General features: G+C 55.7%; 15 protein-coding genes and 1 riboswitch. Of the genes, 10 read left to right on the top strand and 5 right to left on the bottom strand.

The features are described 5' to 3' along the window. Positions 1-26 precede the first annotated feature (26 nt). The gene (locus HMPREF9081_RS11445; RefSeq protein ID WP_154647324.1) at positions 27-212 is read right to left on the bottom strand and encodes an XRE family transcriptional regulator; all 186 of its coding nucleotides are present in this window, start codon (positions 210-212) and stop codon (positions 27-29) included. Positions 213-290: 78 nt separating this feature from the next. Then, complete coding sequence (locus tag HMPREF9081_RS11440) at positions 291-2,048, bottom strand: Rqc2 family fibronectin-binding protein (RefSeq protein ID WP_006307531.1); 1,758 nt, start codon at positions 2,046-2,048, stop codon at positions 291-293. 119 nt (positions 2,049-2,167) lie between these two features. Between HMPREF9081_RS11440 and dapF the strand changes: the two genes are divergently transcribed. The 7 genes from dapF to metK all read left to right on the top strand — a co-directional run bounded on the left by dapF (position 2,168) and on the right by metK (position 8,018). Further along, a complete protein-coding gene (gene dapF, locus HMPREF9081_RS11435; protein WP_006307530.1) occupies positions 2,168-3,007 on the top strand; it encodes a diaminopimelate epimerase in 840 nt (279 codons plus the stop codon). After that, a complete protein-coding gene (locus tag HMPREF9081_RS11430; protein WP_040395178.1) occupies positions 3,004-3,885 on the top strand; it encodes a YicC/YloC family endoribonuclease in 882 nt (293 codons plus the stop codon). Before dapF ends, HMPREF9081_RS11430 begins: the two co-directional genes overlap by 4 nt. A gap of 2 nt (positions 3,886-3,887) precedes the next feature. Beyond that, positions 3,888-4,133 carry a DUF370 domain-containing protein gene (locus HMPREF9081_RS11425; RefSeq protein WP_006307527.1) on the top strand — a complete coding sequence of 82 codons (246 nt, stop codon included), beginning with the start codon at positions 3,888-3,890 and terminating at the stop codon, positions 4,131-4,133. After that, positions 4,130-4,723 carry a guanylate kinase gene (gmk, locus tag HMPREF9081_RS11420; protein ID WP_006307521.1) on the top strand — a complete coding sequence of 198 codons (594 nt, stop codon included), beginning with the start codon at positions 4,130-4,132 and terminating at the stop codon, positions 4,721-4,723. The genes HMPREF9081_RS11425 and gmk overlap by 4 nt, the downstream gene beginning before the upstream one ends. 212 nt (positions 4,724-4,935) lie before the next feature. After that, entirely contained in the window at positions 4,936-5,166 is a 231-nt protein-coding gene (gene rpoZ / locus HMPREF9081_RS11415; RefSeq protein ID WP_006307520.1) for a DNA-directed RNA polymerase subunit omega, read from the top strand. Between the two features lies 1 nt (position 5,167). After that, complete coding sequence (coaBC, locus tag HMPREF9081_RS11410) at positions 5,168-6,373, top strand: bifunctional phosphopantothenoylcysteine decarboxylase/phosphopantothenate--cysteine ligase CoaBC (RefSeq protein ID WP_040395176.1); 1,206 nt, start codon at positions 5,168-5,170, stop codon at positions 6,371-6,373. Between the two features lie 258 nt (positions 6,374-6,631). Then, positions 6,632-6,735: riboswitch (SAM riboswitch) on the top strand. A 98-nt stretch (positions 6,736-6,833) separates the two neighbouring features. After that, positions 6,834-8,018: a methionine adenosyltransferase gene (gene metK / locus HMPREF9081_RS11405; RefSeq protein ID WP_006307518.1), complete on the top strand. Its 1,185-nt coding sequence runs from the start codon at positions 6,834-6,836 to the stop codon at positions 8,016-8,018. A gap of 207 nt (positions 8,019-8,225) precedes the next feature. Here metK and HMPREF9081_RS11400 read toward each other — a convergent pair whose 3' ends face one another. The 3 genes from HMPREF9081_RS11400 to HMPREF9081_RS11390 form a co-directional block, all read right to left on the bottom strand. Beyond that, positions 8,226-9,362, bottom strand: a complete 1,137-nt coding sequence (locus HMPREF9081_RS11400; protein WP_006307517.1) for an acyltransferase — start codon at positions 9,360-9,362, stop codon at positions 8,226-8,228. Next, the gene (locus tag HMPREF9081_RS11395; RefSeq protein ID WP_006307516.1) at positions 9,349-10,065 is read right to left on the bottom strand and encodes an SIMPL domain-containing protein; all 717 of its coding nucleotides are present in this window, start codon (positions 10,063-10,065) and stop codon (positions 9,349-9,351) included. The genes HMPREF9081_RS11400 and HMPREF9081_RS11395 overlap by 14 nt, the downstream gene beginning before the upstream one ends. 73 nt (positions 10,066-10,138) lie before the next feature. Continuing rightward, on the bottom strand, positions 10,139-10,414 hold the full coding sequence (locus HMPREF9081_RS11390) for a hypothetical protein (RefSeq protein WP_040395173.1): 276 nt from the start codon (positions 10,412-10,414) through the stop codon (positions 10,139-10,141). A gap of 410 nt (positions 10,415-10,824) precedes the next feature. Between HMPREF9081_RS11390 and HMPREF9081_RS11385 the strand changes: the two genes are divergently transcribed. The 3 genes from HMPREF9081_RS11385 to HMPREF9081_RS11375 form a co-directional block, all read left to right on the top strand. Further along, complete coding sequence (locus tag HMPREF9081_RS11385; RefSeq protein WP_245529898.1) at positions 10,825-11,796, top strand: glycosyltransferase family 4 protein; 972 nt, start codon at positions 10,825-10,827, stop codon at positions 11,794-11,796. Positions 11,797-11,820: 24 nt separating this feature from the next. Further along, positions 11,821-12,855, top strand: a complete 1,035-nt coding sequence (locus HMPREF9081_RS11380) for a CgeB family protein (RefSeq protein ID WP_154647322.1) — start codon at positions 11,821-11,823, stop codon at positions 12,853-12,855. A gap of 223 nt (positions 12,856-13,078) precedes the next feature. Continuing rightward, on the top strand, positions 13,079-13,805 hold a 727-nt coding region (locus HMPREF9081_RS11375; RefSeq protein WP_006307512.1), incomplete at its 3' end, for an RNA-guided endonuclease InsQ/TnpB family protein.

The following is a 13,805-nucleotide window of genomic DNA, read 5'->3' as shown; positions in this document are numbered from 1 at the left end:
TTTTATGATGAAAACAGATAAACAATCTAAGCGAAGGCAGGATTGTGGAGAATAGAGGGCGTATTTACGCGAGGCGATGATGCGGGTTCTTCGGACGCACAAGATTCCTGTCTTGCCAGTTCTTCCTGATACCATCCTTCAAGGGCATCATACTCACGTTTGAACTCAGGGTTTTCCGCCAGTTCAGCAAAAACTTCTTCCCATGTAACCATTAGCGCTCCCTCCTTAAGGAAATATACCATGGAATTACAATATACGCCAATGGGTAAAATATAGTTTTTGGCTTACATTTATCCCATCGTTGGATCCTGTGCGAGAATCGGCGCAAGCACCTCCTCGTCCTCGGTGACAAAAAGTGTCTTTTCGTTCACAAAGCGGACGAATCCGGGAACGGCGCCCGAGGGCTTCTTGACGAAGCGGACGGCGGTGTAGTCAACGGGGACGTTCGAGGAGCCGCGCGCCTTGCTAAAATGTGCGGCAATCTGCGCGGCGAGGTGGAGGGACGCCTCACTCGGCTCGTCACCGTTCGTCCGCAGGATGACGTGCGAGCCGGGGATGTCACGGACGTGCAGCCATACGTCGGTGGGTGCGGCGGTCTTGAATGTCAGTGCATCGTTCTGCGCGTTGTTCTTGCCGACGAGGATCGTCATACCGTCGGGTGTGGTGAAGGAGAACGGCTTCGCGCGGCGATCCTTGCTGCGCTTGGGCAATTTCTCATGAAGATATCCTGACGTGATCAGTTCGTCCTGTATCTCTGCAATCTCGGCAAGGCGCGTGGAGGAGTCCAGGGATGTCTCGATGCTCTCAAGGTGACGGATGTTTGCCGTGCAGTGTTCCTGCTGGACAGCGAGGAGCTGTTGCGCGCGTTTCAGCTTGTCGTATTTCTTGTAGTATGCCTGCATGTTCGCGATGATGCCGATGCGGCGGTCGAGCGGGATGGTGATGGTCTCGCCCGTCTCGCTGTAGATGTTTGCGACGGTGATTTCGTCGTCCGCATGGTCGCTATAGTTGTACTGGTACGTCATCAGATTGTCGGCATAGATCTTCTGCTCCTCGGCGTTCTCCGCCGCCGCAATCTCCGCACCGAGTTTCTCGTATTTCTCGCGTGCGCGGGCAAGCTCCGTGCGCACAAGGCGGCGAAAGCGTTCACGGTCGGGGATGATGTAGCTGCCGAGGCGTTTATCTGCGTCGATCATAAGCGCGCTGACACTCGGATAGGAGAGGCGTGTTGTTTTTGGAAGGTCGCTGAGAGGAAATGCTGCCATCGCGGTAACCTTGCCGTTCTCATCCAGGCGCAGGGAGGGAGCAGGGGTCTCCATCCATGTACGAAGTTCCCCGAGTGCGCGCGCGATTTCCGCAAAGTCCGCCGCATCCAGTTCGGAGATGAGAATGTTCGGCGCAAGCCCGGCGATGAAGCATATCTCTTTTGCCGAGATGGGACCAAAGCCGAGGACAGCACCGATGAGTGTCTGAAAGAGTTTGCTGTCCACATCGGACTGTATGCTTGTGATAATATCGTCAATATTCGCCGTAAAGAGGTCATATTTGTCCTGCACGGGCGGGAGGGTATACGGGATGCCCTTAAAGACGGTGCGCACACGGCTCGTGTTCTCGCCGATGCGGCGCAGCGCCTCGGTGATGATACCGTCCTCGTGCAGGATGATGTTGCTGTATTTGCCGATGAGTTCGAGGGTGAGCGTGCGCGTGACGATGCGCCCGCCGCCTGCGATTACGTCAATGTCGAGGTGGATGATGCGATCGCGGCCCTCCTGCCGCACGGCGGCAATGCGCCCCGTCTCAAGCTGTTTGCGCAGGAGCATGACGAAGGTCGGCGGTTCGGCAGGATTCTCAGGTGCGCTCTCGATGAGATGTGCGGATGGGTTGCTTGCGTTTGTATTGATGTAGAGGAGGCGGTTTTGTCCCGGCTGACGCACGGAGAGGACGATGGATTGTTTATTCGGCTGGTTGATTTTGTCGATGCGTCCGCCCGTGAGTGCGTCCGCGAGTTCGCGTGCGAGGGCGGACATGGAGAAGCCGTCAAGGCTCATGGTATCACTTCTTTCTAGTTCCTAAAAATTATACACGCGAACAGCACAATAGGCAAGTTATGTGCCTTGCACACGCGGGGATTTCATCGTATAATACACGCAATAAGGCGGTGTAATAGATGAAGTTTACAAAGTGGCAGGGCTGCGGCAACGATTTTGTGGTCGTGGACTTTCTCGATAAAGAACCGATGGACTTTGCTGCGCTCGCCGTGCGTATGTGCGACCGTCATTTTGGCATCGGTGCGGACGGGCTGATGGTGGCATGTCCCTCGGAGACGGCGGATGTGCGCATGCGTGAGTTCAATCCGGATGGGTCGGAGCCGGAGATGTGCGGGAACGGCATTCGCTGTTTTGCGCGCTATCTCTATGATTACGGGCGTATCAAGAAAGAATGCTTCACGATTGAGACGCTGGCAGGCACGATGGTGCCGCGCATTATCACGCAGGATGGTACAGTGACGGCGGTCGAGGTGGATATGGGTGTGCCCGTGCTCGCGGGGGATAAAATACCCGTGGCGGGCTTCGGTGTGGAGCAGGTTGTCGCACAGCCGCTTACGGTGGATGGCACAGAATATAAAATGACCTGCGTTTCGATGGGCAATCCGCATTGCGTGATCTTCGTGGACGATGCGGAGGGCTTTCCGCTTGTGAAACTTGGTGCGCAGTTTGAGAATCACCCCGCATTTCCGCGCAAGATCAACACGGAGTTCGTCCAGGTGCGTGACCGCACACACGCGCGTATGCGTGTTTGGGAACGCGGCGCGGGAATCACGCTTGCCTGTGGAACGGGGACGTGCGCGACGCTGACGGCGGGTGTGCTGAACGATGTGCTTGACCGCGCAGCGGACATCGAGGTCGACGGCGGTGTGATTCATGTGGAGTGGCGTGCGGACGGGCACATCTTTATGACGGGACCTGCTGAGCCGGTCTTTACGGGCGAATGGCAGGGGACGCTATGAGTGCGCCGCGCAGGAGCATGACGGGCTACGGTGCGGGGACGGCGGAGACCGCAGACTACCGCGTGACGGTTGAGATCAAGGCGGTCAATCAGCGCTTTTTGGAGATTGCGTCGCATATGCCTCGTGCGTTCGGTGCGTGGGAGAACGATCTGCGCGATCGGATCCGCACGCGTGTCGCGCGTGGCAAGCTCGATGTCTATGTGAATTTCGAGGATCACAGTGAAAAGCAGTACGATGTCCACGTCAACGAGGGGCTGGCACGTGCGTACTACGCTGCACTCGGCAAGGTTGCGCGTGCGGTGGATGCACCGCTCAGCGACGGTGTGCGCATGACGGCAGAGTATGAGGGCGTGATCTCTGTGAGCGAGCAGACGGACATCGCGGGCGCACGCACGGTATTTCTGGATGCTGTAGCACAGGCACTCGCGGCGCTTGATGCGATGCGGCTTGCCGAGGGCGCGCACATCGTACGCGACTTTGAGAAGCGTCTTGCGCGACTTGAGCAGCAGCGCGCACAGGTGAAGGAGATCGCACCGCAGATCGTGGCGGACTACCGTATACATCTCGCGGAGGTGCTTGCGGAGTTCAAGGAAGTCACGCCCGATGAGACGCGTCTTGTGCAGGAGGCGGCACTCTATGCGGATCGTGTGAACATCACAGAGGAACTTGTGCGGCTCGCGAGCCATTTCGCTCAGTTCCGCGCGATTCTCGCGGAGGACGAACCGGTCGGACGGCGGCTCGATTTCCTGCTACAGGAGATCAACCGCGAAACCAATACAATTGGCTCGAAGGCGAACAATGCCGCCGCACAGCAGATTGTCGTCGCGATGAAGAACGAGGTCGAGAAGCTGCGCGAGCAGGTACAGAATTTGGAGTGAGCATGGAGACGGTCAATATCGGATTTGGCGACATCGTCCTTGCGGGACGCATGGTCGCCATTGTCGCGCCGACATCCATGTCCGTGAAGCGCATGGTGCAGGACTCGCGCGAGGCGGGACGGCTCATCGATGCGACGTATAAGCGGCGCACGCGTGCCGTCATCGTTCTGGACAGCGGTCACATCGTCCTCTCGGCACTTCAGCCGGAGACAATCGCGGGACGCATGACGAAGGAGGCGGCGGAGTGAAAAAGGGACTTCTCATCGTGATCTCGGGGGCATCGGGCACGGGAAAGGGGACGGTCTGCAAGGAACTGCTTGCGCGTGAGAGCGGCATTGCCTACTCGGTTTCCGCGACTTCGCGCGCGCCGCGTGCGGGGGAAGAGGAGGGCCGCGAATACTATTTTCGCACGCGCGAAGAGTTTGAACAAATGATTGCCGACGGTGCGTTTCTCGAGTATGCGGATGTGTACGGCAACTACTACGGCACGCCGCTCGCACCGATTGAAAAGCGTCGCGCGGCGGGTGAGGACATCCTCTTGGAGATCGACACGCAGGGCGCGCTGAACGTGATGGAGCGCTGTCCCGACGGGACGTTTATCTTCCTTCTGCCGCCCTCGCTCGAAGAACTGCATCGCCGCATTATGGGGCGCGGCACGGAGTCGGAGGAGAGTCTTGCGCGGCGGCTCGCGGCTGCGCGTGATGAGATCCTCCTCGGCAAGCGTTACCGCTACGCCGTGCTCAACGATGCGGTGGAGGCGGCGACGGAGCGTATTCAGACGATCCTCGCGGCAGAACGCATGCGCGCGGATATGGATCCTGCGCAGTTTGAAATTTGAAGCCTTACGATGCACGCTCCACGCGAACGCTTAGTTGCGCAAGTGATCGCGTGCTTATTCGCTTAAATACCTGCGGATTCCAAACGCGCTTCGCTTGAACGAATAAAATCCGCAGGGAGCGAAACGCACGCTTTCCTCACTTGCTCCACTAGGGTTTGCTTAGGAGCATTGCACCGTATCCTACAGTATATAGAAGGTAGAGAGGTATTGCAATGAAGACGAATGTGGAAATCGGCATGGTGAATCCCTCGACGGATGAGCTGCTGACGAAGGTGGACAGTCGCTACGGCGTGGTCGTGCTTGCGGCAAAACGTGCGCGCCAGCTGCTTGAGGGCGATCCCGTGAAGTCCGAGCGTGCGCGTTCGACGAAGAACGTCACGAACGCACTTGAGGAGATCGCGGAGGGAAAGATCAGCTATGACCTCTGCAATGAGAGCGTCTGACATGGGTGCACTCGCGGGGCGGCGCATTGTCCTCGGAGTGACGGGCGGAATCGCCGCGTATAAGGCGGTTGAGATCGCACGCCGCCTCAAGAAGGCGGGGGCGGATGTGCGTGTCGTTATGACGCGCGCGGCGGCATCCTTTGTCACGCCGCTGACCTTTCGTGAGATCACGGGACGGCCCGTCGCAGAGACGATGTGGGGCGAGCCGCATCACCATGTCGAGCACATTGCGCTCGCAGAGTTCGCGGAGCTCGTGCTTGTCGCGCCAGCGACGGCGAACTTCATTGCAAAGGCTGCGGCGGGCATCGCCGACGATATGTTGACGACGAGTGTGCTCGCAACGCGCGCATCTCTTTTGATTGCGCCCGCGATGAATACGGGCATGTGGGAGAATCCCGTTACACAGGAGAATGTTGCGCGCCTTACGGCGCGCGGCGTGACTGTTATCCCGCCCGCCGCGGGGCAGCTTGCGTGCGGCACGACGGGCGCGGGGCGGCTGCCCGAACCCGTGGAGATCGTGCGTGTGGTGGAGGAGTATTTTTCGCGCACACAGAGCCTTGTGGGACGGCGTATCCTCGTGACGGCGGCGGGTACGGAGGAGGCACTCGACCCCGTGCGTTACCTCGGCAACCGCTCGACGGGCCGCATGGGCTTCGCGGTCGCCGCCGAGGCGGTGCGGCGCGGCGCGGAGGTGATTCTCGTCGCGGGGCCGACACCTCTCACAACGCCTGCGGGCGTGCGGCGCGTGGACGTGCGGAGTGCACGCGATATGCACGCGGCGGTACTTGCAGAGTATGACGCTGTGGATGCGGTCATCAAGGCAGCGGCGGTCGCGGACTATCGTCCCGCAGAGATTGCCGCGCACAAGATCAAGAAGTCGGATGGAGAGCTGACGATCACGCTCACACGCAACCCCGATATCCTCTACGAACTTGGACAGAAGAAGCAGCATCAGATCCTCGTCGGCTTTGCGGCGGAGACGCAGAATGTCGCGGAATACGCACGTGGGAAACTTGCGAAAAAGAACCTCGATTTCATCGTCGCGAACAACGTTGCGGAGAAGGATGCGGGCTTCGGTGTGCCTACGAACCATGTGCAGATTTTCTACGCGGATGGACGCGCCGAGGATCACCCGCTCATGGCGAAATCGGAGCTTGCAGGCGTGATATTGGATCGGTTGGAAGAGACTTTTCAGAAGCGGGGATAAATCTTTGTTGCCGTGCAGCACTCCGGAGCAAACCCTAGTGAAGCAGGCGGGGCAAAGGGCACGTTCTGCCCCCCTGCGGATTTTATTCGTTCAAGCGAAGCGCGTTTGGAATCCGCAGGTATTTAGGCAGATAAGTGCCCGACCGCTTGCATAACGAGGGTTCTGCGAGGAGTATGCACGGCTAGACTGTTTTCTATGAAAATAGTCCTTGACAACGCGCCGCGCATTCGTTACAATGCGAAACATAGAAGAGAATATACCTCATCCAGAGCAGTGGAGGGAATGGCCCGATGAAGCTGCGGCAACCATGGCAACTGCGCCAACGGTGCCAATTCCTTTAGGCTAGGCCTATGAGATGAGAGCGGCAGTCACAGCCTCCCTTATCTTGCAGGGAGGCTTTTCTTATCGGGACGAGGTTTTCTTACTCAAAAATCTTTTTACGAACTAAGGGAGGTTCCAAATGAAGAAGATGCTCTTTACATCCGAATCCGTGACCGAGGGTCATCCGGATAAACTCGCCGACCAGATCTCGGACAGCATTCTGGACGCGATTCTTGCAGAGGATCCGCAGGGGCGCGTTGCATGCGAGACGCTTGTTACGACAGGACAGGCGCATGTGGTCGGTGAGATCTCGACCACATGCTACGCCGACATTCCGAAAATCATTCGTCAGACCGTGCGTGAGATTGGCTACACGAACGCCAGCTACGGCTTCGATGCCGACACCTGCGGCATCCTCGTCTCGCTTGACGAGCAGTCGCCGGATATTGCGCAGGGCGTCAATCAGGCGATCGAGTCCCGCGAGGGCGATATGGACGCGGCAGAGGCGATCGGTGCAGGCGATCAGGGCATGATGTTCGGCTATGCGACGAACGAAACGCCCGAGTACATGCCGCTCACGACCGTGCTCGCGCATAAGCTCGCGCGCCGTCTCACGGATGTGCGCAAGAACGGCGATCTCAAATATCTGCGTCCCGACGGCAAGACGCAGGTCACGGTTGCCTACGAGGACGGCAAACCCGTCTACGTCGATACCGTCGTTATCTCGACGCAGCACGATGAGGATGTCGACCTCGCGACCATCCGCAAGGATATGATCGAGAAGGTCATCAAGGAGATCGTTCCGGTAGAGCTTCTGCGCGCAGAGACGAAGTATTTCGTCAACCCGACGGGCAAGTTCGTTATCGGCGGACCGCACGGCGACTCCGGACTCACGGGACGCAAGATCATCGTCGATACCTACGGTGGCTGGGCACGTCACGGCGGCGGTGCGTTCTCGGGCAAGGATCCCACGAAGGTGGACCGCAGCGCGGCGTATGCGGCGCGCTACGTCGCGAAGAACATCGTCGCGGCGGGGCTTGCGGATCGCGTTGAGATCCAGCTCGCCTATGCAATCGGTGTCGCGCATCCTGTGTCGATCATGGTCGATACATTCGGCACGGGTAAGATTGACGATGAGAAGATCGTTGCGCTTGTTCAGAAGACGTTTGACCTGCGTCCGGCGGGCATTATCAAAATGCTCGACCTGCGCCGTCCCATCTATCGTCAGACGGCGGCATACGGACATTTCGGCCGCACGGATGTCGATCTGCCGTGGGAGAAGACGGACAAGGCGGAGCTGCTGAAGAAAGAAGCAGGTTTGTAAAAACGGAGCGCCCCTATCGGTTCGCAGAGCTCGCCACTTACTGATCTGTCCGAGAAGCAAGCCCATAGGGCGCAACTGATCGGGTAACAGGTCGTATGGAAAAACGTCCCGCAAGTCAAATCCGATAGTCAGTGCTTCCTCAGCATAAAGATAAAGGCTGTTGCACGAGGTTTTTCAACTTCGTGCAACAGCCTTTTTGCGATCAATTTACTTTTTCGGCTTCAGTCCAATCGTCAGCTCGTTCACAATCGGCACGATCTCACCAATCTTTCGCATGACAATCGCGCCTAACAGCGTCAGCAGCAGTGTCGCCGCATACATGCCAAGTGCGATGGGTGCGGTGAGCACGCGTCCGCTTCCGTGGATCGCCATCAGCAGATAGGTGATGGCGACGGGATGCGCGAGGTAGATGAAGTACGAATGTTTCCCGAGCAGTTGGAACGCACGCCCGAGAAGATTCTCTGTTCCGAGACGCGTGAAGAACGCGAAGAGCGCGAGCGTTGCGCCGATGGTGTAGAAGATGCCGAGCGGCGAGAGCTGATGCGCCGTATAGATACCCTCAAGCGGCGTGTAGCCGTCCACGAGGATGAGCTTGTAGTACCACGCGAGGAGCGCACCGAGACTGACGATACCAAGCGCGTAGAGCCGCCCTGTGTTTCGCTCCATCCATGCGCGGAACGCATCGAAATGCAGAGCGATATAGCCGCCGAGCAGGAAGATAAAGATATAGTGCACGACCCAGTAGTTCAGTCGATAGAAGAGCAGCGCGCGCAGGAGTGTCCCCTCAGGCAGTCCGTAGACGTAGAGATTGAACGCCGTGTTAAAGCTCGACCAGTAGTCAAACGCAATCTGCACGATGAGGATTCCTGCGAGCAGCGGCAGTGTCATACGCGCAAGGAGCATGCGCCAGAGCGGCATCAACAGATAGAACCAAATCAGGATCACCATGAAGTAGAGCTGGTACTTCGCATTTCCGAAGAAGAGGATCCCCGGCAGTGCAATGAGCGGTGGAAAGCCGACTCCGTATGCATATGCGTCGTGCAAAAGATAGAAGAGCGACCACACGAGGTAGGGGATCATAACCGCACGTCCGCGCCGCACGAGAAAATCCCGATAGTTTAGCGGTGCTGACGGCGACTGCCCATACAGCAGTCCGAATGCCGAGATAAAGAAAAAAATCGGCACGCTGAAGCGCGTGCCGATGTCAAAGAGCGCCACAAGATGAATATTGGGCGATGGATTCGCGAGATACTCCGCGCCGATGTGAATGCCGATCACGCCCATCATGGAGATGCCGCGAATCGCCTCGACGGCGGAGACTCGCCCGCGTTTATTCGATGACATAGGCGATGTTCACTGAAGCCTCGAACGAAAGCTCACCCGCAGAGATCGGCGTCGAGGCATCGTACGCCTCCTTTGCCATCATCATCGGCATGAAGTTGCGCGGTGTGTTGTAGGGCTGTGCGTCTGCATACACATTCAGAATGCGGACAATGCGCACGCCGAGTGCCTTTGCCACAGCGTCTGCCTTGTTCCGTGCGTCACGCGCGGCATCGGCGAGAGCCGCATTTTTGGCCGCACTCGGATCACTCGCGGAGAACTCAAGCGAGTCCACACGGTTCGCTCCGCTTGCAAGCGCGGCATCGATCACCTTGCCCACATTGTCCAGATTGCGTACCTTGACCACGACAGAATTCGTCACAGTGTAGCCCGTTGTGACACTGCGCCCGTTGTCCTTCACATCGTAGACCGGCGAGAAATCATAGCGCGTCGTCTGAATGTCGCGCTCCGCGATGCCGAGCGCCTTTACCGCGTTCTGTACGCGCGTCGCCTGCGCCGCGTTGTCCGCATGAGCCTTTGCCGCATCCTTTGCCTCCGTGACGACACCGAGCGTGATCTCAGCCACATCGGGCGCGATTCGCGCCACGCCGATCCCGTTCATCGTCAGTGTCGGCGCTTCCTCTGCGGACGCCGTGCTCGTCGGAAGGACAAGTGCGAGTGCGAGCACAGCAGCACACGCCAGCGAGCCAAATGAAAAACGTTTCATGTAAACCCTCCGTTCTCAATGAAAACCTGTGTCCATTATAGCATAATTCCGCCGTAGTTCAATGAAACGTGCATTAGCCGAGTTCTGCGTACAGTTCCTCGTTGTACTTCTTTGCCGCCATGTACGCCCAGATCGCACAGATCGGCAGCGTGAGCAAGCAGCCCATCCCGAGCGTCAAAAAACCGACGACGACATTGACAAGGAACATGACAAGCGCACCCTTGAGTGTCGAATAGCACATGCCGAGCGGCCCGAAAAACAGGGCGAGACCTGCGGCAAGCCCGACATTCTTCGTCGACTTTACGATGATCGCCTGCGCTCTCTGCGGTGTGTTCTGACCCTGATCCATAATGACATCTTCCTTTCCCGTAAAACATAAAATGAAAACAATTACTTGCAAAAGTATACGCGAAAAGCCAATGAATTGCAAATAAGACCACAGTCCTGTTTCTGAAAAGAATTCCATAGCTGTTTGCGCTTGAACGCCGAATTTGTTAAAATAACAGATGAGAATTCATGAGAATGAGCATTCTTGTTCTGAATGTGAGTGATACATCAAACTGAAGGACGATATATATGCAGGGGAATTACATGAAACGCTTGCTGATGATTTTTTTTGAGGATAGTACAGCGGCGCATTTAACCAAAGAAATGTGCTCATATCCGTATTATCTCGGAAAGAACCATGGATGGACATGTACCTATGCGTATTTTGGACGGGAACGGTTGAGCAATCCGGATTTTGAAGCGTATTGTGCATTGGAATACCTTGGAAATGAAGAGGATTACGCTCAAAAGAAGAAACTCTCGGCAGAGTATTTGACGGTGCATGCACAGGACTATGATATCCTTATGTTTTCGAACTATGGAGGTGCCTCGTATACGCTGGCTCGTATGGCAAAGCGCCGGAATCCCGGCATCAGGGTATACAGCAAGCTGGATATGAACGAAAACGGCTTTGCCCATTTTTACGACGGTACGCTCCTGCGCAAACTCAAGGTCATACCGGAGTACTGGAAGAGTGCGGCAATCGATCTCTTTACCGTGGAAAATCACTCTTTTTATGATGTGCTTAAAAACATGCGCCTCTTTCATGGGCGCATCGAATATCTTCCCAATCCCGTATCTCTCTTTGGTGTGGAGCTTTCGGCGATCCGATCACCTGAGGTGCGTGAGAATATCATATTGACCGTCGGGCGTCCCGGCATTCCCGTCAAGAATACGGAGCTGTTTGTGGAGGCTGTTTCCAAGGTCAATCGCGAACTGTTTGCGGATTGGAAATTTTACGTTGTTGGTGACCCGACGCCGGAGTTTCGTGCCGATGTTGAGAAGCTCTGCGTGCAAGATCCGTGGATTCAGGAACATCTTGTTCTCTATGGCAGGATGAGTGACCGCAAAGAGCTGTACGAACTTTACGCGCGCGCGAAGATCATGTGCATGACGAGTCGGTCGGAGGGATTTCCTATTTCGGCAGTAGAGGCAATCTATTTTGGTGACTATCTGGTGTTAACGAACTTTGGCTCTGCGATTCATGATTTGACAAGTGGCGGGCTCTATGGGACAATTGTGCCGCAGGAGGATGCCGGAGCGCTTGCCGATGCGTGGGAGATGGCGGCTGAGCGGGAGGATTTGCCTGCACTCAGTGAAAAGATTCAAGCGTTTGCACGCAGTGCGTTTAGCTATGATTATTGGACGGCAAAACTCGACGAGTACCTGATGAAACTGAGATAGCATACGAAAAAGAAGGTGACTGCCGTGCATTTTGTTGTCGTCGGACCGCTTTATTACGGATATTCCGAGAGTATTGTCCGCGTCCTGCGAGAGGCGGGGCACAAAGTCGATTTCTTTGCCGAGCGTCCCTTTTATACCAACTGCTCGTATCTCAGCCGTCGGCTCTATAAATGGGGATGCCGCTCGCTCGAAACACGGTGGGAAGAGAATTGGCGGAGGGAATGCATCGCCTTTATGCGGGCGCACATGCACGCGGATTCCGTGCTGCTTTGTCTGACGGGGTGTATGATTTCTGACGATATTTTAGGAGTATGGGACGGGCATTCGACGGCTCTTATGATGTGGGACTCCGTGCGCCGCTATGATATGGATTTTCAGCAAAGGCTACGGCGGTATCAGCATGTATTTGCCTTTGAATTTACAGATATTGCGTATGCCGCGCAGACATTTCAGGTCAGGATGACCTATCTTCCGCTCGGTTATGATCCCGTTGTTTATTATCCAAAGGAAGAGGAGCGGGACATCGACGTGTCCTTTATTGGAACGCCCATGCCGCATCGTGTGGAGATTTTGGAGCAGGTTGCCGAATCTATGTCCAATCGGGAGGGGCGGATGTACGTAGGTGGGCGGTGGTATGATGACCGCTATCCGTGGAAGGTTCACTCCTACCGAAAGAAACATCCGCATTTGTTTCCTTTTCTGGCGAATCGGGAATTATCGCCTGAGGAAGTTGCAGGGATTTATCGGCGGAGCAAGATCGTGCTGAACATCAATAACGACGTTCATCAAAGCATCAGTCCTCGGACGCTTGAGATCTTGGCGACACGGACATTTCAGCTGATGAACGGCGGGCAGCAGTCGAACGGGACATTGGATTTTGACCGCGACCTCGTGCAGTATGAGGATGTGGACGATCTGATTCGGAAAATCGACTACTATTTGCAGCATGAGGAGGAGCGTGAACAGATTGCAGAGCATGGGGCACAGACGGCAAGTCGCTTCTCGATGAATGAATTGGTGAAAAAGCTGGTGGAGAACATTGCTGAAAAGAATTCATGATATCTGATTGCTTTTTTGTAAAAATAAAGGAGACATGATGTTATTACCCAATGCGCCGTAAATCCCCGCCCTTTAGGGCTGGGGATATAAGGCGCGTCCGCCGAATTTGTGCAAGCATTTGAAGGCGGACAATTGATTTTTGCTTTTCTTTGCAGTAATCTTTCATTGATGGGATGAAAGCAATCCATCGAGAATCAGAAAACATCGCAAAGGAAGTGAGAAAATGAAGACCTTCTGCTTTAAGCTGTACAAGGCAAAGAGAAACCGAAAGCTCCACCGGCAAATCAATGCGGCAGGTCTCATTTATAATCACTGTATTGCCCTGCACAAACGGTATTATCGTCTGTATCATCGTTCACTGAACGTCTATGCCCTGCAAAAACATCTCACGAAGCTCAAAAAGATGCCCCGGTTTTCCTATCTGAAAGAAATCGGTGCACAGGCGGTGCAGGACATCGCGCAGCGGATTGATCGTGCCTACCAACTCTTTTTCCGAAATCTGAAACAAAAGGTATGCACGGCGCCGCCCTCGTTCAAGAAGGTGAGAAAGTATAAATCGTATACGTTGAAACAGGCAGGGTGGAAGCTCCTAGAAGGAAATGCCGTCCAAATCGGTACGCAGAAGTACCGCTATTTCAAGAGCCGTGCCATCGAGGGAACGGTCAAAACCGTCACCATCAAACGGGATGCGCTCGGGGACCTCTATCTTTATTTCGTCTGTGAAACAGTGGAAAACGAAGTTTTGGCAAGAACGGGTAAAAGCGTCGGCTATGACTTCGGACTCACGCAGTTTCTCACAGCATCGGACGGAAAGGACAGGGAAGCCCCGCTCTTTTTCAAGGCGAATGTAGCAGCGATACGCAAGTCAGGGAAAGCACTTGTGCGGAAACAGCAAGGGTCGAACCACCGAAAGAGGGCACGGCTCGCACTGGCACGGCTACACAAGAAGA

Origin of the sequence: Centipeda periodontii DSM 2778, assembly GCF_000213975.1 — a bacterium.
Classification (GTDB): domain Bacteria; phylum Bacillota; class Negativicutes; order Selenomonadales; family Selenomonadaceae; genus Centipeda; species Centipeda periodontii.
Note: the sequence above shows the minus strand (reverse complement) of the source record. Positions and strands in the feature narration are given on the sequence as shown.